Source organism: Pseudomonas sp. 2,4-D, assembly GCF_030418155.1.
GTDB classification, from domain to species: domain Bacteria; phylum Pseudomonadota; class Gammaproteobacteria; order Pseudomonadales; family Pseudomonadaceae; genus Aquipseudomonas; species Aquipseudomonas alloputida.
Genome location: NZ_JAUHUI010000059.1, coordinates 1 through 19,462 on the forward strand (window position 1 = coordinate 1; position 19,462 = coordinate 19,462).

Here is a 19,462-nt window from a genome sequence, read left to right on the forward strand (position 1 = left end):
GAAGCGTTTCGCAAGTGGCTGGGCGCCGGCAAGCTGGGCGACGTCAAGCAGCACTGGCCGACGCTCGACGAAACCGTTGCCACGCTGAGAGAGTCCAACGCCTGGGTGAGCCTGGCGCATCCCATGCATTACGACCTGACCCGCAGCAAGCGCAGGCGGCTGATTGCCGACTATATTCAGGCAGGAGGGCAGGCGCTTGAAGTGGTAAACGGGATGATGCCTGCCGAGCAAGTGGGCACCATGTCCATTCTTGCCCGTGAGTTCGGCCTGCTGGCAAGCGCTGGCAGTGACTTCCACGGCCCCGGCACCTGGGGCGAGATCGGTGCCTATCGGCCTTTGCCCGAGGATCTGCCACCTTTGTGGCGTCGATTCAGCCATGAACAGCCTTTGGCGCTATGAACAGGACGATTACGTGAGCCAATTTTTCCAGATTCATCCGGAGAACCCACAAGCGCGCCTGATAAAACAGGCCGTCGAGATCATCCGCAAGGGGGGCGTGGTGGTGTATCCGACGGATTCGGCGTATGCGCTGGGTTGCCAGATAGGCGACAAGTCGGCAATCGAGCGGGTGCGGCGCCTACGCGGGCTGGACAAGACGCACAACTTTACCCTGATGTGCTGCGACATGTCGCAGCTGGGGTTGTACGCCAAGGTCGACACCGGCACCTTCCGCTTGCTGAAGGCGCATGTGCCGGGGCCTTACACCTTCATCCTCAACGGCACGCGTGAAGTGCCGCGCCTGCTGTTGCACGATAAGCGTCGCACCATCGGGCTGCGTGTGCCGGACCACGCCATCACCCTGGCCTTGCTGGCCGAGTTGGGCGAGCCACTGATGAGCGTAAGCCTGATCCTGCCGGGCGACAGCGAGCCGATGACCGACCCTTACGAGATCCGTGAACGGCTGGAGCACCATGTCGACCTGGTGATCGATGGCGGGTTCGGCGACCTCAAGGCGTCGACCATCATCGACCTCTCCGGCGACGAACCGGAACTGATCCGCGAAGGTTGTGGCGACCCCACGCCGTTCCTGGTCAACGCGTGAGCCAGCTGGAAGCGCCTGAGGCGCCGGCCGAACGGGTCGAGGAGCCTCGGCAACTGCAGTTGGCGCTGGTCTATGGTGAAGCCCTGACCGAGCTGCCGCTGGACCTGTACATCCCGCCGGATGCCCTTGAAGTCATCCTCGAAGCTTTCGAAGGCCCGCTGGACCTGTTGCTGTACCTGATCCGCAAGCAGAATATCGATATCCTCGACATCCCTGTGGCCGAGATCACCCGGCAGTACATGGGCTATGTGGAGCTGATGAAAAGCGTACGCCTTGAGCTGGCCGCCGAATACCTGGTGATGGCTGCCATGCTGGCCGAGATCAAGTCACGCATGCTGCTGCCGCGTTCCGCCGACGTCGAGGAGGAGGAGGGTGACCCACGCGCCGAACTGATCCGCCGCCTGCAGGAGTACGAGCGCTTCAAGGCTGCCGCCGAGGGCATCGACGAATTGCCACGGGTCGGGCGCGAGGTGGTGGTGCCGCGCCTGGAAGCGCCGCAGGCCAAGGTACGCAAGCTGTTGCCTCAGGTCAGCCTGGAAGAGCTGCTGATGTCCATGGCCGAGGTGATGCGCCGCAACGACCTGTTCGAAAGCCATCAGATCACCCGTGAGACCTTGTCCACCCGCGAGCGCATGAGCCAGGTGCTGGAGCGTCTCAAGGGCGGTGCCTTTGTGCCGTTCATCGCGCTGTTCGCTGCCGAGGAGGGCAAGCTGGGCGTGGTGGTGACCTTCATGGCCATTCTCGAGCTGGTGAAGGAATCGCTGATCGAACTTGTGCAGAATGAACCTTTCGCCGCCATTCACGTGCGGCTTCGCCCAGCGCCAGTTGAAGAACCCGATGAACCTGAATGAACCCCGCGACCTGGCGTCGCTGATCGAAGCCTTCTTGCTCGCTTCGGGCAAGCCGCAATCCCTGGAGCACCTGTACGAGCTGTTCGAGGAGGCCGAGCGCCCTGAGCCCAAGGTGTTCAAGCGGGCCCTGGAGGTGCTGGGCAAGTCGTGCGATGGGCGTGCGTTCGAGCTCAAGGAGGTGGCCAGCGGCTATCGCCTGCAGATTCGCGAGGATTATGCCCCTTGGGTCGGGCGCCTGTGGGAAGAGCGCCCGCAGCGCTATTCGCGTGCGCTGCTTGAGACATTGGCCCTGATTGCCTACCGCCAGCCGATCACCCGGGGTGAAATCGAGGATGTGCGGGGCGTTGCGGTGAACAGCAATATCATCAAGACCATGATGGAGCGCGAGTGGATTCGCGTGGTCGGCTACCGCGAAGTGCCCGGGCGGCCGGCGATGTTCGCCACCACCAAGGCGTTTCTCGACCATTTCAACCTCAAGAGCCTTGAGGACCTGCCGGCCTTGGCCGAGCTGCGCGAAATGGAACCAGAGCCGCAACTTGATCCGGATGATGCGCCGGTGCCTGCGCACCTGCAGGCGTTGGCGGATGCCAGCCTTGGGGAAGAGGAGGTTGGTGAGCCGAGAGAGGAGACCAGCTTCCGTAGCCTGTTGGTGGAACTGGATGCCATGGAAGACGGTTTGAAAACCGATTTTGATGATCTACGGGGAGAAGAGCCTGAGCCTCCGGTGGAGGAGGAGATCAAGGCACAGCCCTGATTGATCTGTTGCCTGTGCTGGCCTCTTCGCCGGCAAGCCCGGTCCCACAGTGGTATCACAGGTTCCGAAGGTTGCGCGTACCTGTAGGGGCGGGCCTGCCCGCGAAGAGGCCAGCACAAAGCCCACTGGGCAGAAAATCATGCCCATCCCCACAAAACCCTCTACCCTGCAGTGCGTTCCCCTGATGAACCGCGTATGATGCGCGGCCTTTTGGCGCGTTCGTCGCCAGAAACCTGTTTTCATTCCTACACCGGGAGGTGCCCAGATGAGTGAGCAAGACCTGAAAGAAACCGAAATCACCCCGCCATCCGGCGAAAAGCTGCAGAAAGTGCTGGCGCGCATTGGCGTGGGCTCGCGGCGTGATGTCGAGGCCTGGATCAGCCAGGGTCGCATCAAGGTCAACGGCGTCGAGGCCACCCTTGGCCAGCGCGTAGACCTGCACGACGCCATCGCCGTGGACGGCAAGCTGATCAAGCGCGAGGAGGCCGCCGAGGCCACTCGCCGGGTGATCATGTACAACAAGCCCGACGGCGAAATCTGCACCCGTGACGACCCGGAAGGCCGTCCGACCGTGTTCGACCGCTTGCCACGGCCAAAAGAAGGCCGCTGGATCAACATCGGCCGCCTCGACATCAACACCACTGGCTTGCTGCTGTTCACCACCGACGGTGAGCTGGCCAACCGCCTGATGCACCCGTCCTACGAGATGGACCGTGAGTACGCGGTACGTGTGCGTGGTGAAGTCGACGACGAGATGATCGAGCGCCTGAAAGCCGGCGTAATGCTGGAAGACGGCCCGGCCAAGTTCACCGATATCCAGAAGGCACCGGGTGGCGAAGGCTTCAACCACTGGTACCACTGCGTGGTGATGGAAGGTCGTAACCGTGAGGTGCGTCGCCTGTGGGAATCCCAGGGCATGGTGGTCAGCCGCCTGAAGCGTGTGCGTTTCGGCCCGGTGTTCCTCAACTCCGACCTGCCGATGGGCCGCTGGCGCGAAATGACCCAGGGCGAAATCGACATCCTCGCCGCCGAAGTCGGCCTGCAGCCGGTCGCGCTGCCAGCCATGAAGCTCAAGGCCAAGGACAAGATGGAGCGCCTGCAGCGCAAGTCGACCCGCCCGCTGGGCCGTGGCGAGCGCGTGCGCAACCTGCGCCCGGCCCACGAAGGTGCCGCTACTGGCGAACGCCCGGCGCGTCAGCCGCGTGAAGAAGCGCCGCGTAAACCCACCCGTGGCAGCACGGTGGCTGAGCGCCCGAGCGAGATGCGCAAGCGTCCGGGCAAGCCTGATGGTGACAAGCCGGCAGGCCGTGGTCGCGGCAAGCCGCGTGGCTGATAAGCCAGCGTGGTAATCAAGGAACCAGCCTTCGGGCTGGTTTTTTTATGCCTGCGGGAATGCGCGCCAAGCGGCCCAAGATATTGAGCAGAAAGAATTTTTCGGACGACTGGCAAGTTCTTGAGCCGCCCTGTAAAGAAAACTGTACGAATATGGCCGTTTTCAGTCCGCATTTCAGATCAAGCCCGATCGTGTAAACAAACCTTGCCGGCGCTCCTGTGCCAAAGCCGTCACCATGGCGCCAGCCACCCTTGCCCAAACCCCCGTCCCCACGGTGTTATAGCCGCCATTGCCTTGTGCAGAAGCCCGCCCATAGAGCCGGGCTGACAAAACAACAAATGGAGGCGCCATGTACGCCGATCACTTCGCCTTTGAAGGCCTGAACCACAGGAACGCTGCGTTTTTTCCCGAGGAAACGATGCAACGCGTTGACGCCTGCGCGTTTGCAGGGGTATACAGTGCGCCGCGTTTTACCTGTGACCCTCTTGCGTACCGCGCACTCTTGATCACGCCTGGTTGACCCGCTCCGGCGGCACCTGAGGTCAAGAAACCCAAGGTAACCACCTTGCCCATTCCGCTGCGCCACGAGCGCGGTGGGTCCGATTCCGTCACAGATAAAAACAATGCAGGTGACTTCGTTCATGAGTGGACAAAACATGCATTCAGGCGAGCTAAAGCGGGGCCTGAAGAACCGCCATATCCAGTTGATCGCCCTCGGCGGTGCGATTGGTACCGGCCTGTTCCTCGGCTCGGCTGGCGTGATGAAATCCGCCGGCCCTTCGATGATTCTTGGCTACGCCATCTGCGGCTTCATCGCCTTCATGATCATGCGCCAGCTGGGTGAAATGATCGTCGAAGAGCCGGTGGCCGGCTCGTTCAGCCATTTCGCCCACACCTACTGGGGTGGTTTCGCCGGCTTCCTGTCGGGCTGGAACTGCTGGGTGCTGTATATCCTGGTGGGTATGTCGGAGCTTTCGGCGGTCGGCAAGTATGTCCACTACTGGTGGCCGGAGATCCCCACCTGGGTCACGGCGGCAGCATTCTTCGTGCTGATCAACGCCATCAACCTGATGAACGTGAAGTTCTTCGGTGAAACCGAATTCTGGTTCGCCATCATCAAGGTGGTGGCCATCGTCAGCATGATCGGCCTGGGTGCCTACCTGCTGACCAGCGGCAGCGGCGGCCCTGAAGCCACCGTGGCCAACCTGTGGTCACACGGCGGCTTCTTCCCCAACGGCGTCAGCGGGCTGGTAATGGCCTTGGCTTTCATCATGTTTTCCTTTGGTGGCCTGGAAATGCTCGGCTTCACCGCCGCCGAGGCCGACAAGCCAAAGACCGTGATCCCCAAAGCGATCAACCAGGTCATCTACCGTATCCTGATCTTCTATGTCGGTGCCCTGGTGGTGCTGCTGTCGCTGACCCCGTGGGACAACCTGGTCGCCAGCATCGACGCCTCGGGTGGCAGCTATGGCAGCAGCCCGTTCGTGCAAGTGTTCTCGCTGCTGGGCAGTGACGTGGCTGCCCACCTGCTGAACTTCGTGGTGCTGACTGCGGCGCTGTCGGTGTATAACAGCGGCACCTACTGCAACGCCCGCATGCTGCTGGGTATGGCCGAGCAGGGCGATGCCCCGGCATCGCTGGCCAAGGTCGACAAGCGGGGCGTGCCAGTGCGTTCGATCCTGGTGTCGGCTGCCGTGACCTTCGTCGCCGTGCTGCTGAACTACCTGATGCCGCAAAACGCGCTGGAACTGCTGATGTCGTTGGTCGTGGCCACCCTGGTGATCAACTGGGCGATGATCAGCTACTCGCACCTGAAGTTCCGTCAGCACCTCGACCGTACCGGCCAGAAGCCGCTGTTCAAGGCGCTGTGGTACCCGTACGGCAACTATGTGGTGCTGGCCTTCGTGGTGCTGATTCTGGGCATCATGCTGATGATCCCGGGCATCCAGGTGTCGGTGTATGCGATCCCGGTGTGGCTGCTTGCGATGTTCGTGGTGTACGTGGTCAAGTCGCGGCGCCAGGTGAATGCGGGCGGTGCTGTTGAGACTGTGGCCAAGTAAGGCGCCATAGGCGGTATGCGAAAACCCGGAGTCAGGTGACTGGCTTCGGGTTTTTTGTTGCCTGTATGGGCCTGTTCGCGGGTGAACCCGCTCCTACAACCCTTGTAGGCGCGGGTTTACCCGCGAATACGATAGCGGCGGCAACGGTGAGCTGCAGGTGGAGATTGGCCAGCAGGCCCGGCCCTTTCGCGGGTAAACCCGCTCCTACAGGTACAGCGTTGCCCTCAGGTCAGGTGATCCCGGCAAAATCAGATCTGCTCCAGCAACCACCCCCTGAATGCCCGCAGCGACGGCAGTGCCTCATTCCTCGGCGGGTAGATCAGGTAATAACTACGCTGGCTGGCAAACGCCACACCTGGGCTGTACAGCTCACCCTTGGCCAGTTCTTCCTCCACCAATATGCGCGGCACCAGCCCGATCCCGATCCCGGCACGTACCGCCTGGATCAGGTGCGAGGTCAGCTCGAAGCTCGGCCCCAGCCGCATCGCCCGGTGCGGCAGGCCATGATGGGAAAACCACTCGCCCCACGCATGCGGGTTGTTGGCCACATTCAGCAGCACCTCTTCACTTATCCGCACCGGGCTCCAGCCTTGGCTGCCGACGCCGGCCTCCGGCGGCAAGATCACCACCAGCTCCTCGGCATGCAGGCGATGGCAGACAAGCCCCGGCAAGTCGTGGCTGGCCACGCCGATGGCGGCATCGATTTCGCTGGTGTCGAAGTTGATGGTTTCAATGCGTGAATGAATGTGCACCAGCATGCCTGGGTGAGCGCTGTAGAACGCATGCAGCCTCGGCAACAGCCATTTCGAGCCGAAGGTTGGCAGAGTAGCCAGGCGCAAGGTGCCTACCCCCGATTGATAGGCCAGTGCCTGCAAGGTGGCGCTGCGGATGCGCCCCAGTGCCTCGCTGAGCTCGCGCTGGTACAGGCGGCCGACATCGGTCAGCTGCACCTGGCGCCCCTCGCGGCGGAACAGGGTCAGGCCCAACTGCTGCTCCAGGGCCTGTACCTGGCGGCTGACCGCGCTTTGGGTCAGCGACAGTTCGGCGGCGGCGCGGGTGTAGCTTTCATGCCGGGCGGCGGCCTCGAAGGCCAGCAGCAGTGACATGGATGGGGTCAGGTGGCGGTAATTCATTCATAAAAGTCATTGATAGCGGCAGGATTATCCGTTTGCCCCTGAGGCGAAACTACAGGAACATTGGCCTATACGTCATCCCTGCATGCCTCAACCCATGCTGGGGCGACAGGGATCCCGTGATTTTGCCAATATCAAGAGGCCATCCTTCGATGATCGCCCAGCTGTCCACCGTTGCACCGAGCGCCAATTACCCCGAATTCCTCGAAGCCCTGCGCAACAGCGGCTTCCGTGGCCAGATCAGTGCCGACTACGCAACCCGCACGGTACTGGCCACCGACAACTCGATCTACCAGCGCTTGCCGCAGGCGGCGGTGTTCCCGCTGGATGCCGATGATGTGGCGCGGGTCGCCACGCTGATGGGCGAGCCGCGCTTCCAGCAGGTCAGGCTGACCCCCCGCGGTGGTGGCACCGGTACCAACGGCCAGTCGCTGACCGACGGTATCGTCGTCGACCTGTCGCGGCACATGAACAACATTCTCGAAATCAACGTGGAAGAGCGCTGGGTGCGGGTACAGGCCGGTACGGTCAAGGACCAGCTCAATGCTGCGCTCAAGCCGCACGGGCTGTTCTTCGCCCCTGAGCTGTCCACCTCCAACCGCGCCACGGTCGGCGGCATGATCAACACGGATGCCAGTGGCCAAGGCAGTTGCACCTACGGCAAAACCCGCGACCACGTGCTGGAGCTGCACAGTGTGCTGCTCGGTGGCGAACGCCTGCACAGTCTGCCGATCGACGATGCTGCGCTGGAGCAGGCCTGCGCCGCGCCGGGCCGGGTCGGCGAGGTGTACCGCATGGCCCGGGAAATTCAGGAAACCCAGGCCGAACTGATTGAAACCACCTTCCCCAAGCTCAACCGTTGCCTGACCGGCTACGACCTGGCTCACCTGCGCGACGAGCAGGGCCGTTTCAACCTCAACAGCGTGCTGTGCGGCGCCGAGGGCTCACTGGGCTACGTGGTCGAAGCCAAGCTCAACGTGCTGCCGATTCCCAAGTATGCGGTGCTGGTCAACGTACGCTACACCAGCTTCATGGATGCGCTGCGTGATGCCAATGCGCTGATGGCGCACAAGCCGCTGTCGATCGAGACGGTCGACTCCAAGGTGCTGATGCTGGCGATGAAAGACATCGTCTGGCACAGCGTTGCCGAGTACTTCCCGGCGGACCCCGAGCGCCCCACGCTGGGCATCAACCTGGTGGAGTTCTGCGGCGACGAGCCGGCCGAGGTCAACGCCAAGGTGCAGGCGTTCATCCAGCACCTGCAAAGCGACACCAGCGTCGAGCGCCTGGGCCACACCTTGGCCGAAGGCGCCGAGGCAGTCACCCGCGTCTATACCATGCGCAAGCGTTCGGTGGGCCTGCTGGGCAACGTCGAAGGCGAAGTGCGCCCGCAGCCGTTCGTGGAGGACACCGCAGTACCACCAGAGCAGTTGGCCGACTACATCGCCGACTTCCGCGCACTGCTCGACGGCTACGGCCTGGCCTACGGCATGTTTGGCCACGTCGATGCCGGCGTGCTGCACGTGCGCCCGGCACTGGACATGAAGGACCCGGCGCAGGCCGCACTGGTCAAGCCGATTTCCGATGCAGTTGCCGCGCTGACCAAACGCTATGGCGGGTTGCTGTGGGGTGAGCACGGCAAAGGCTTGCGCTCGGAATACGTGCCCGAGTACTTCGGCGAGCTGTACCCGGCGTTGCAGCGTCTGAAGGGCGCCTTTGACCCCCACAACCAGCTCAACCCGGGCAAGATCTGCACACCACTGGGCAGCGCCGAGGGGCTGACCCCGGTCGATGGCGTGACCCTGCGCGGCGACCTTGACCGTACCATTGACGAGCGCGTATGGCAGGACTTCCCCAGCGCCGTGCACTGCAACGGCAATGGCGCCTGTTACAACTATGACCCCAACGACGCCATGTGCCCGTCGTGGAAAGCTACCCGCGAACGCCAGCATTCGCCCAAGGGCCGCGCCTCGCTGATGCGCGAGTGGTTGCGCCTGCAGGGCGAGGCGAACATCGATGTGCTGGCTGCGGCGCGCAACAAGGTGTCGTGGCTCAAGGGCCTGCCGGCGCGTCTGCGCAACAACCGCGCGCGCAGCCAGGGCCAGGAAGACTTCTCCCATGAAGTGTACGACGCCATGGCCGGCTGCCTGGCGTGCAAGTCGTGCGCCGGGCAGTGCCCGATCAAGGTCAATGTGCCGGATTTCCGCTCGCGCTTCCTCGAGCTGTACCACGGTCGCTACCAGCGCCCGCTGCGTGACTACCTGATCGGCTCGCTCGAGTTCACCATTCCCTACCTGGCGCACGCGCCGGGGCTGTACAACGCGGTGATGGGCTCGAAGTGGGTGAGCCAGCTGCTGGCCGACAAGGTGGGCATGGTCGACAGCCCGCTGATCAGCCGCTTCAACTTCCAGGCTACCCTGACCCGTTGCCGCGTCGGCGTGGCCACGGTGCCGGCCCTGCGCGAGCTGACCCCGGCCCAGCGCGAGCGCAGCATCGTGCTGGTGCAGGACGCCTTCACCCGCTACTTCGAAACGCCGCTGCTGTCGGCCTTCATCGACCTTGCCCACCGCCTGGGCCACCGGGTATTCCTGGCGCCGTACAGCGCCAACGGCAAGCCGTTGCACGTACAGGGTTTCCTTGGCGCATTTGCCAAGGCAGCGATCCGCAACGCCACGCAGCTCAGGGCCCTGGCCGATTGCGGTGTGCCGCTGGTGGGGTTGGACCCAGCGATGACGCTTGTGTATCGCCAGGAGTACCAGAAGGTGCCAGGCCTGGAGGGTTGCCCGCAGGTGCTGCTGCCGCAGGAATGGTTGATGGATGTGCTGCCCGAGCAGGCGCCTACCGCACCGGGCAGCTTCCGCCTGATGGCGCACTGCACCGAGAAGACCAACGTGCCGGCCAGCACCCGGCAGTGGGAGCAGGTGTTCGCCCGTCTGGGGCTGAAGCTGGTGACCGAGGCCACGGGTTGCTGCGGTATGTCCGGTACCTATGGGCATGAAGCCCGCAACCAGGAAACCTCGCGGACCATATTCGAGCAGAGCTGGGCGACCAAGCTGGACAAGGAAGGGGAGCCGCTGGCGACCGGTTACTCGTGCCGTAGCCAGGTCAAGCGCATGACCGAGCGGAAGATGCGTCACCCGCTTGAGGTGGTGTTGCAGTACGCTCAGCGCTAAGGTTCAGGGCCTTTGGGGGCTGCTTTGCAGCCCTTCGCGGGTAAACCCGCTCCTACGGGGGAGCGTGCAAGCCAGGCTGGCGCGTCAACCCTGCAGGCCCAGGGTTACCCGCGAAGAGGCCGGCACCGGCTTTCAGGCTTCTGTTGTACGGTCCCTGTCCCGACGCCCCTGGCGGTACAAATAGAGGCTCAATACCAACCCACACGCTGCCGCAGCCGCCGCGAACAGAAACATCGAAGCAAAGCCGAAGCCCGCCGCCACCGCACCGACCAAGGGCCCAGTGACCCCCAGTGACAGGTCAATGAACAGCGAATACGCCCCCACCGCCGCCCCGCGGTTAGCTGCCGACACTTGGTTTACTGCCTCCACACCCAATGCCGGAAACACCAGCGAGAAACCAAAACCGCTCAATGCAGCCCCCGCCAAGGCCAGTTCGGCGTTGGGTGCCAGCCACAGCATCAACAGCCCGAGCGTTTCCACCGACAGGCAGGCGATCGCCACCCTGAATCCCCCGATGCGATTGATCAGGTTGCCAAAGAGCAGCCGTGCACTGATGAAACTGGCGCCGAACAGGCTAAGGGTCAGCGCCGCATTGGCCCACCCTCGGCTTGCATAGTAAAGGGTGATGAAGGTGGCGATGGTGCCAAAGCCGATCGAACCCAGGGCAAGCCCCGAGCCATGCGGGAATACCTTGCCCAGCACCCGCAGGAACGGCAGGCGTACACCAATGACGATGGGTGCGGCTTGCTTGGGCCAGGCCAGCAGCAAACCGAGTACGCACAGCAGGATGATGCCCACACCCATGCTCCACAGCCCGAGACCCTTGACCATCAGTACGCCCAGTGGGGCGCCGATGGCCAGCGCACCATAGCTGGCGATGCCGTTCCAGGAGATGACCTTGGCCGTGTTTGCAGCACCCACCCGGCCAATGCCCCAGCCGATCGCACCCGAGCCCACCAGGCTTTCTGCGCTACCCAGCACCAGGCGGCCGACCAGCAGGCAAGCCAGGCTCAGCCAGGGCAGGTGAGTGAGGAAGGCGCAGGCCAGCATGAATACCCCGCTAAGCCCGCAACCGGCCAGGCCGTACATGACCGCCTTCTTGCTGCCGTGGTTGTCGATGATACGGCTGGCGCCAGGGCGGCTGAGCAACGTCGCGAGGTACTGCACGCTGATAGCCAGGCCGGCGACCACGGCACTGAAACCCAGGTCGTTGTGCACGTAGCCGGGCAAAACGGCCAGGGGGATGCCGATGTTCAGGTAGCCGATGAAGGTGAACAGGACGATGGAGACGACTTGCCCAGTGACGGCAAGGGACGTGGGACTGCGTGCTGGCATTGGGGATCCGTTGCTGCGGTAAGGATGGCGGTGTGTGCCGCCATCTTAACCACAGCAAGGGTATTTGCGGGCGAAGCTGTCAGCCTGTAGTCAGTTGGTGTAATCGAGCATCCAGGTCACACTGAACTCGGCTTGCGGGTAATCCAGCCGCAAGCGCGGCAGGACGAAGCCGCCACAGGAGCGACAGGAGTCGAGCATTGTGAAGACATCGATACGCTCGACCTCGGTGTGGCGGTGAAGCAGTCTGCGGTTCAGCGCGCTGGCGATGTGTCGTTCGGCATCGAGATGTCGCTTATGGACGCGCGTCCACAGGAAATCTGCGCGCCGCAGGATTGGCAGCTCGGTAAACCGCGGGTCTGGCGGGAAAGACTGGTTAACCTGACGTGCATCGACATATTCCACTGCCGGTGTGAGGCGGGGCGTCGGGGTGATATCCAATGCGCGGCGGCCAGGGCTGCCTGACAGGGCGAAGAACACCACGCGGCTATGGTCCTTCAGCGTGACGCTGGCAAAGGCCAGGTTGACTGGGTAGAGGTGCTGACGCAAGGCAGCCATCGCGTTGTCGTCGAGCGACTGTGCACCTGCTGCCGGTGTGTAAGGGGTAGTGGCGCCGCGCGCAGGTAGCAGATCGTCCAGTACGCCAAGGATGTGTTGGCGGTCTGCGGCGCTGGTGCTGTGGAACTGCCTCCAGATCGGGATTATCTCCCGGTTCAACGCTGCAATGCCGCGACTGGCGGGGCCCGCCAAAGCGTCCTGGGCCGTGCTCTGCGTGAGAATGTTGCGCGCGTATGCCGGGAGCAGGCGCGACTCCATGGCTTCGATGAACTGCAGGTAGGGCGAGGGGCGGCGGGGCTGCCATGTTCGCCCTTGTTCTATCCAGTCGCGCAGCAATCTGGCCACGTTATCGATATCGCGCTGCAGGTTGGGACGCTCGGCGACGATGCGGTAGGTTTCGCTGATTTCCAGGTACCGTTCGATGGCCTCGTGGTCGGTGATTCTCTCGAACTTGCGACGCAGCCCTCTGGGCGGATGTGGCAGCGAAGCTGGCAGGGCCGGGGCATCCAGCAGCCTTGTCTGCCACGCCCAGGGCTGATGGGGGGCGCCATAGAATACCCCCAGATCGGCCTCGACGATCAACCACTGCTCACCGCGCCAGTCGATCAATGCGCCGCGCAGGGTGCGGCGGTCGGGGATGGTCCGCGCCAGCCCGCCCAGGCGCACGGGAGGGCAGTAGTCGGTAATCTGCCTGACTTGCTCGATCGGCATGTCCGCAGGCAAGCCAAAGCGTAGTTCAGGCGATGGGTCGACCACGATGCGCCTGTGGTACACGGGAGGCGAGATGACGCCAAGGCGTAACTGGTTTTCTTCGGCGGGCAAGGGCTTCAATCGCTTGGGGTTATTAGGGGCGTGTACGACGACCTTGCCCTCGCGCACCATGACCTGCGCCCAGATGTCGAAGCGCGTGTGCTGGGGGCGGTAACGAATCGGTACCGGCTCGATTCGCACGGTTTGGAAGGCGTGACTGACCTGTTGTCCGAATGCGGGTGTGCCGGCGTCATTGGGCAAAGGCGAGAAGCTCAGGGCCATTCGCGCTTCGCCGCCGGGGTAAGGCGGCGGCACCATGGTGGGCGGCTGGCCGAGTAGCGGCTCATGCGCAACCCGACGTAGCAGCCCCGAGGTGTTCGGTGTTTGAAGGCGATAGGCGGCGCCATGAATGATTGCATCGACCGTGGCATTGTCGCGGGGGATCAGTGTGGCTGTCTCGGGCAGCTCGCGTGGCACCGGACCATGGCTGCCGGGTATCTGGTCAAGTAGTACGGCATCGGGCGTCTGGCCCGGGAGTACCCTTCGCTGCGTCATGAGTTCCCGGGATTCGGGGGCGACCATCGTCAGTTCGGGCGCGCTGCGCCAGCGCTTGGGCGGGGTAATGCGCTCGCTGAAGTCGGGCGTGATGGGGATGCTGCTCCAGCGTCGGGCGGCACGCGCGGCGTTCAGGCGTGCGGTGTTGGCGCTTTGGCCCAGCACGCCGGGAAGCTTGGCCAATGGTTTGAAGGCCCGTCCACCGAGCGTGACTGCCGCGCCTTTCAGCGCGGCGATGTCCAGGACGCAAGCCAGGGCATCGCTGCCATCCTCTGGGTTCAGGCAACTCAAGCCCGGTATCAGGTTGGAAAACAACCGTTGCAAGTAGCGCCCAGTGCTCACGGACTGGCGCCTGGCCAGGAATTGTTCATGCGGGGTAGCGCCTTTGCCCAGTGCATGCAAAGCATCCCGATTGCCCAAGGCGATAACGCTGGCGTAATGCCTGGCCAGTGAGTCGAGGCGATCTTGCGTGGGGGCGATGAGCACGGGTCGCAAGGCAGGAAAGTCAGCAGCGATCCACGGCAGTCGTGATTGGTTGTATTCGCTGTAGAGCAGCGTCAATTGCTCGGCCAGGCGCGTCGGCGCTGTGTGGGTAACGAAGTGGGCTTGCCAGTGCAGCCGTTCGGGGAACAGCTCGTAAAGCCAATCGCCCTCTGTGCCGGGGGCATGTACGACGAAACCCTGGGTGGCCGTCTGCATGTGCCAGTCCGCTCTGGGGCTGGAGCCGTACTCAGGTCGGTTATCAGGGCCCACGTAGATCGGCCAGGTCACGGCATAGGCGGTCCAGTGGCCATCACGCAGGCGGTCCTTGATATCTTCCGGCAGGTGGCTCAAGCAGCGGTGCAGGATAGCTTGATAGACGTTGATGGCACGCTGTTCCCAAGCGCCGAAGGCCACTTCATACCAGGCGGTCACGTCCGGCAAGCGGGGATTGCCTCGGTAGCCTGCGCCATGGTCAAGGTACATCAGCAGGTGCACCTGGCCATCCGCATTGCGCGACTCTGGCGCTATCCGGCTCTGGAGCAACTGACGACGCGCCTCCTCGAAGCGGTCCGGGAGATCATTGAGGCTTTCAACGTCCCTGACCGCCAGGTAGCGATGCAACGCCAATTGCCATTGCTGGTGCGACCAGGGCGGGGGGAGTTCGAATGATCCGCGCAAGGGGGCCCACACCGCCAGCGTCTGGCGCAGTGCTTCTTCGGGAACGGGGTCATTCTCTTGCAGGGCCTGGCGCATGACCTCTTCTGCGTTGTCGAAGGTCATCGGTTGCTGGCGGGCGCTGAGTATCAGGGCTCCCTGACGGACGCTGGCCCAGCGCAGGTCGGGCTCGAAGCTGAAATCGGCCGGGTAGCCACTGAGCAGTAGTTCGGGCGCGAAGCGGCGCATCAGCAGCTCACCGGCCAGTTGCGCAATCGCCGGGGTGCAGGCGAGACGGATTTGCACACTGTTGATCAGGTCAAGGCGGATTTCCTCAACGGGGAGCGTGGCATTGTCCGGGCTGAACAGATCGAAAGCCATGATCAGCCCCGGCTGGCGGTCATCGGGTGGGTACAACACGTCGATCAAGGTTTGTTCGGCCAAGGCCAAGTGATCGGAGCTGGCATCCCATTCTGCCGAGGCGGCCAGTTCGCCGGCCCATCGGCTGAACATGGACGAATGCAGCAGGGCGTCGAGCGCTTGCGCCGCTGGCGCATTCAAGGCCGGGCCTGGGAGAAACGCCTTTCCATTTTGATCAGGGGTTATGCCTGCCTCCCGTTCGCGGGCAGTGGGCGGGCGGTAACGCCTGCCTTGTGCATAGACTGTCGCACCGAGGGCGTTGAACAGGTGTACGGCAAGGTGAACACCGGCTGGAGGCTTCAGCAGGTGTCTGGCCAGTGTGGGCAGGTCCAGGTAGTTGTCCAGCACCAGTGGACGGGAGGCCGATCGAGGGGGCTGGGGGGTAGTTGGCAAACTGGGGTACAGCAGCAAGGCGGCCGCTACGAAGCAGTCACGCTGGGTCAGGCATACCCGGCGAGCCCAGAGTGCCTGGGCAAGGCTGCAACTGGCATAGGGCCATGGGTAGGGCAGGCCTTCGTTCAACCCGGCGATCAGTGAGGCATCGGTTGCCGTGATCACGATATGGGCCAGTTTTGCCTGCAAGGTCGCCACCAGGTTCGCCTCTACTTGGCTGCCGGCGGGGCGTCGCAGGGTGCGGTTGAAGTGCTCACGCGCCGGTTCACTGGCGAAAGCTGCGGTCAGTTGTTGGCGCAGGTCATGATCGCTCAGGTCGACGGGGAACAGGTCCGTGAAGCCCAGGGCCTGGTTGAAATGTTCGCGCAGCGATGTGGCCAGGTCCATTGGACCGGACAGGTCGCTGTGCAGGCGCACGCTCTCGGCGTCCAGCGTGTCTATCCGGGCGAGTAGGTCGGCGGCGTCAGTGATGGATGACATGGCTCTGCCTCTTTGCGGTTGGAGGCACGAGTCTGTGTGGGGGAGGGGCGGGGCAGGTGGTAGTGGGTTGTTACAACGTTGATTTTAGACGGTGTGAAAACGTGATGACGGGGGTAGCCCGCAGGTCAGCCGTTTTCACACAATCGGGGATGCGCAGTTATTCCTGGTCAGCGCTGGATTGATCGTCACCATCCTGCTCGGCGGCAGCTGCCGGTTCGGCGTGAACGGTCACGGATGGCTCTTCTGGGTTCAGGCTTGGGAAGGGAAGATTCGGGATTTCATGCATCTCGTCGTTCCTCGCAAGTGTGAGTGAAAAGTCTGCGCCAGGCGCGTTTGTAGCTTCAAAAAGCTGGGGCAGGATACACAAGTCTGGATGACAGTTTGGTTTTTTTCCCGGTCGTTTGTCGGTTTTGCGGGCGAACAGCGCACATATGCCCCATGAAAAAAGGGGCCTCTGGCCCCTTCTTTCTGGTGTTTACTTCCGGCCTTCAGCCGTTTCCGCCACTTTGTCAGTGCGTGCGCACATGATGAAGTCGTTGCGGTGCAGGCCTTTGATCGAGTGGCTCCACCAGGTCACGGTGACCTTGCCCCATTCAGTCAGCAGCCCTGGGTGGTGGCCTTCGGCTTCGGCGATTTCGCCCACGGCATTGGTGAACGCAAGGGCGTGCTTGAAGTTCTTGAACAGGAACACGCGCTCCAGCTCCATGTGGCCGTCACGTACTTCGATGTTCCAGTCCGGGATTTCGCGGATCAGCTCGGCCAGCTCTTCGTCGGTGACCTTCGGTGCATCGGCGCGGCAGGCTTCGCAATGGGCTTGGTTCAAGGCATTCATGAGGTGTTTTCCGGTTCGAGTTGTTATCGGCAAGATCGCTCAGGCAGCGACCTTGGGTGGAAACTTCGGTGCGTGCAGACCCAGCTGCATGGCTTTGTGGACCATACCCATGATGTCCTCGTGGGCCAGGTCGAACAGGCGCTTCATGTTCGGCAGCACGAAATACACCGGTTGCAGAATGTCGATGCGGTAGGGCGTACGCATGGCCTCGATCGGGTCGAAGGCCTGGTGCTCGGGCTCGTCAGACAGACTGTAGACGGTCTCTTTCGGTGACGAGAGGATGCCGCCGCCATAGATTTTGCGGCCTTGCGCGGTTTCCATCAGGCCAAACTCGATGGTCATCCAGTACAGGCGCGCCAGGTACACGCGTTGTTCCTTGGTCGCGGCGAGGCCGAGCTTGCCGTAGGTGTGAGTGAACTCGGCGAACCAGGGATTGGTCAGCAGCGGGCAGTGGCCGAAGATTTCGTGGAAGATATCCGGCTCTTGCAGGTAGTCCAGCTCTTCCGGGGTGCGGATGAAGGTGGCAACCGGAAAGCGCTTGCTGGCCAGCAATTCGAAGAAGGTCTGGAAGGGGATCAGCGCCGGAACCCGGGCAACCTGCCAGCCGGTGGTGGCACCCAGCACCTTGTTGATCTCGCCCAGTTGCGGAATGCGGTCATGCGGCAATTTCAGCTGGTCGATGCCGTCCAGGTACTCTTGGCACGCACGGCCTTCGATCACTTTCAGCTGGCGGGTGATCAAGGTGTTCCAAACCGCATGCTCTTGCTGCGGGTAATCGATAAAACCATGCGCATCGGGCTCGCGTGCCACGTATTGCGTCTGTTTCATGAGGCTCTCCTGGTGAGGGCTTTTCTTGTTATGTACAGGACATGCCTAAAGGAATATCCCTTCGCCAGCGGTTTTGCACGGGGGCGGGGCTCGGCCGCGGAGGGGGCCAATGCGGCTTTTCGTAACGATAATTTTACAAAACGCGGCAAGTGTCGGAAAATTCGAGGCATCTGGCTGGCGTAAACGCAGTTTTTGTCAGCTTATCTTTACGACTTTTCTGCGCGGTGTTGAAAAACATCAGCGCTTCGAGAGCCCTCATGCGTATCAAAGTCCATTGCCAGAACCGCATTGGCATCCTGCGCGACATCCTCAACCTGCTGGTGGAGTACGGCATCAACGTGCTGCGCGGTGAGGTCGGCGGTGATCATGGCAACGCCATCTACCTGCACTGCCCGAACCTGATCAACCTGCAATTTCAGGCCCTGCGGCCGAAGTTCGAGGCGATCGCCGGGGTATTCGGCGTAAAGCGTGTGGGCCTGATGCCCAGCGAACGCCGGCACATGGAGCTGAATGCGTTGCTGGGGGCGCTGGATTTTCCGGTGTTGTCGATCGACATGGGCGGCAGCATCGTTGCCGCCAACCGTGCAGCCGCGCAGTTGCTTGGCGTGCGGGTTGATGAGGTGCCGGGCATGCCGCTGGCGCGCTACGTGGAAGACTTCGATCTACCAGAGCTGGTGCGGGCCAACAAGTCGCGCATCAACGGCTTGCGCATCAAAGTCAAAGGCGATGTGTTCCTGGCCGATATCGCACCGCTGCAGTCCGAGCACGATGACAGCGAGGCGCTGGCCGGCGCGGTGCTTACCCTGCACCGCGCCGACCGGATCGGCGAGCGTATCTACAATGTGCGCAAGCAAGAGCTGCGTGGCTTCGACAGCATCTTCCAGAGCTCGCGGGTGATGGCTGCCGTGGTGCGTGAAGCGCGGCGCATGGCGCCGCTGGATGCACCGTTGTTGATCGAGGGCGAAACCGGTACCGGCAAGGAGTTGCTGGCGCGTGCCTGCCACCTGGCCAGCCCCCGTGGACAGTCGCCGCTGATGGCGCTCAACTGCGCCGGGTTGCCCGAGTCGATGGCCGAGACCGAGCTGTTCGGTTACGGCCCTGGGGCATTCGAAGGGGCACGGGCCGAAGGCAAGCTGGGGCTGCTGGAGTTGACTGCAGGCGGCACGCTGTTCCTTGACGGGGTAGGGGAGATGAGCCCGCGCTTGCAGGTGAAGCTGCTGCGCTTTCTGCAGGACGGCTGCTTTCGTCGGGTAGGTAGCGATGAAGAGGTCTACCTGGATGTGCGGGTGATTTGTGCAACCCAGGTTGATTTGTCCGAGTTGTGTGCCCGTGGCGAGTTTCGCCAGGACCTGTATCACCGGCTCAATGTACTGTCGCTGCACATTCCGCCTTTGCGCGAATGCATGGATGGTCTGGAGGGGTTGGTGCAGCATTTTCTCGATCAGGCCAGTCGGCAGATTGGCTGCGCCATGCCGCGCCTGGCACCGGCGGCAATGGACAAACTTGGGCAGTATCACTGGCCAGGTAATGTAAGGCAGTTGGAAAACGTTTTGTTCCAGGCGGTTTCGTTATGTGACGGCGGCGTAGTTAAAAGCGAGCATATTCGTTTGCCGGATTATGGCGTGCGGCAACCGTTGGGCGAGTTTTCGCTGGAAGGGGATCTTTCGCAGATAGTAGGGCGCTTTGAAAAGGCGGTGCTGGAAAGTTTGATGGGGGAGTTTCCCAGTAGTCGGGCCTTGGGCAAAAGACTGGGTGTTTCGCATACCACGATTGCCAACAAGTTGAGGGATTATTCGTTGGGCAAGTCGACTGATTAAATGGCTGTAAGTTA

14 protein-coding genes are annotated in these 19,462 nt (G+C 62.5%); 8 read left to right on the top strand and 6 right to left on the bottom strand.

What is annotated here, in order from left to right:
- The 6 genes from QYE47_RS25615 to QYE47_RS25640 all read left to right on the top strand — a co-directional run.
- The coding region (locus QYE47_RS25615) for a PHP domain-containing protein (RefSeq protein WP_367317264.1) at positions 1–399 on the top strand (399 nt) is incomplete at its 5' end.
- A 13-nt stretch (positions 400–412) separates the two neighbouring features.
- The gene (locus tag QYE47_RS25620) at positions 413–1,042 is read left to right on the top strand and encodes an L-threonylcarbamoyladenylate synthase (protein ID WP_014590089.1); all 630 of its coding nucleotides are present in this window, start codon (positions 413–415) and stop codon (positions 1,040–1,042) included.
- Between the two features lie 110 nt (positions 1,043–1,152).
- Positions 1,153–1,893 (top strand): ScpA family protein, encoded by a 741-nt coding sequence (locus QYE47_RS25625; protein WP_162470266.1) that lies wholly within the window; start codon positions 1,153–1,155, stop codon positions 1,891–1,893.
- Positions 1,880–2,647 carry an SMC-Scp complex subunit ScpB gene (gene scpB, locus QYE47_RS25630; protein ID WP_014590091.1) on the top strand — a complete coding sequence of 256 codons (768 nt, stop codon included), beginning with the start codon at positions 1,880–1,882 and terminating at the stop codon, positions 2,645–2,647. The genes QYE47_RS25625 and scpB overlap by 14 nt, the downstream gene beginning before the upstream one ends.
- Positions 2,648–2,912: 265 nt before the next feature.
- Positions 2,913–3,980 carry a 23S rRNA pseudouridine(2605) synthase RluB gene (gene rluB / locus QYE47_RS25635; protein WP_003254539.1) on the top strand — a complete coding sequence of 356 codons (1,068 nt, stop codon included), beginning with the start codon at positions 2,913–2,915 and terminating at the stop codon, positions 3,978–3,980.
- A 641-nt stretch (positions 3,981–4,621) separates the two neighbouring features.
- Complete coding sequence (locus QYE47_RS25640) at positions 4,622–6,040, top strand: amino acid permease (RefSeq protein WP_162470262.1); 1,419 nt, start codon at positions 4,622–4,624, stop codon at positions 6,038–6,040.
- A 248-nt stretch (positions 6,041–6,288) separates the two neighbouring features.
- Here the strand turns inward: QYE47_RS25640 and QYE47_RS25645 are convergent, their stop codons facing one another.
- Positions 6,289–7,173 carry a LysR substrate-binding domain-containing protein gene (locus QYE47_RS25645; RefSeq protein ID WP_014590093.1) on the bottom strand — a complete coding sequence of 295 codons (885 nt, stop codon included), beginning with the start codon at positions 7,171–7,173 and terminating at the stop codon, positions 6,289–6,291.
- Between the two features lie 152 nt (positions 7,174–7,325).
- On the opposite strand from QYE47_RS25645, the gene QYE47_RS25650 reads away from it, so the two are divergent.
- Positions 7,326–10,346 carry an FAD-binding and (Fe-S)-binding domain-containing protein gene (locus QYE47_RS25650; RefSeq protein WP_014590094.1) on the top strand — a complete coding sequence of 1,007 codons (3,021 nt, stop codon included), beginning with the start codon at positions 7,326–7,328 and terminating at the stop codon, positions 10,344–10,346.
- 132 nt (positions 10,347–10,478) lie between these two features.
- Here QYE47_RS25650 and QYE47_RS25655 read toward each other — a convergent pair whose 3' ends face one another.
- The 5 genes from QYE47_RS25655 to phhA all read right to left on the bottom strand — a co-directional run bounded on the left by QYE47_RS25655 (position 10,479) and on the right by phhA (position 17,631).
- Positions 10,479–11,681 carry an MFS transporter gene (locus QYE47_RS25655; protein WP_014590095.1) on the bottom strand — a complete coding sequence of 401 codons (1,203 nt, stop codon included), beginning with the start codon at positions 11,679–11,681 and terminating at the stop codon, positions 10,479–10,481.
- 90 nt (positions 11,682–11,771) lie between these two features.
- The gene (locus QYE47_RS25660) at positions 11,772–15,971 is read right to left on the bottom strand and encodes a deaminase domain-containing protein (RefSeq protein WP_014590096.1); all 4,200 of its coding nucleotides are present in this window, start codon (positions 15,969–15,971) and stop codon (positions 11,772–11,774) included.
- Positions 15,972–16,128: 157 nt separating this feature from the next.
- Complete coding sequence (locus QYE47_RS25665) at positions 16,129–16,257, bottom strand: hypothetical protein (protein ID WP_003254533.1); 129 nt, start codon at positions 16,255–16,257, stop codon at positions 16,129–16,131.
- Positions 16,258–16,446: 189 nt separating this feature from the next.
- Entirely contained in the window at positions 16,447–16,803 is a 357-nt protein-coding gene (locus tag QYE47_RS25670; RefSeq protein ID WP_003254532.1) for a 4a-hydroxytetrahydrobiopterin dehydratase, read from the bottom strand.
- Between the two features lie 39 nt (positions 16,804–16,842).
- Positions 16,843–17,631 (bottom strand): phenylalanine 4-monooxygenase, encoded by a 789-nt coding sequence (phhA, locus tag QYE47_RS25675; protein WP_003254528.1) that lies wholly within the window; start codon positions 17,629–17,631, stop codon positions 16,843–16,845.
- A 257-nt stretch (positions 17,632–17,888) separates the two neighbouring features.
- Here phhA and QYE47_RS25680 point away from each other — a divergent pair, with 257 nt between their 5' ends.
- Positions 17,889–19,448: a sigma-54-dependent phenylalanine hydroxylase transcriptional regulator PhhR gene (locus QYE47_RS25680; protein WP_014590097.1), complete on the top strand. Its 1,560-nt coding sequence runs from the start codon at positions 17,889–17,891 to the stop codon at positions 19,446–19,448.
- Positions 19,449–19,462 lie beyond the last annotated feature (14 nt).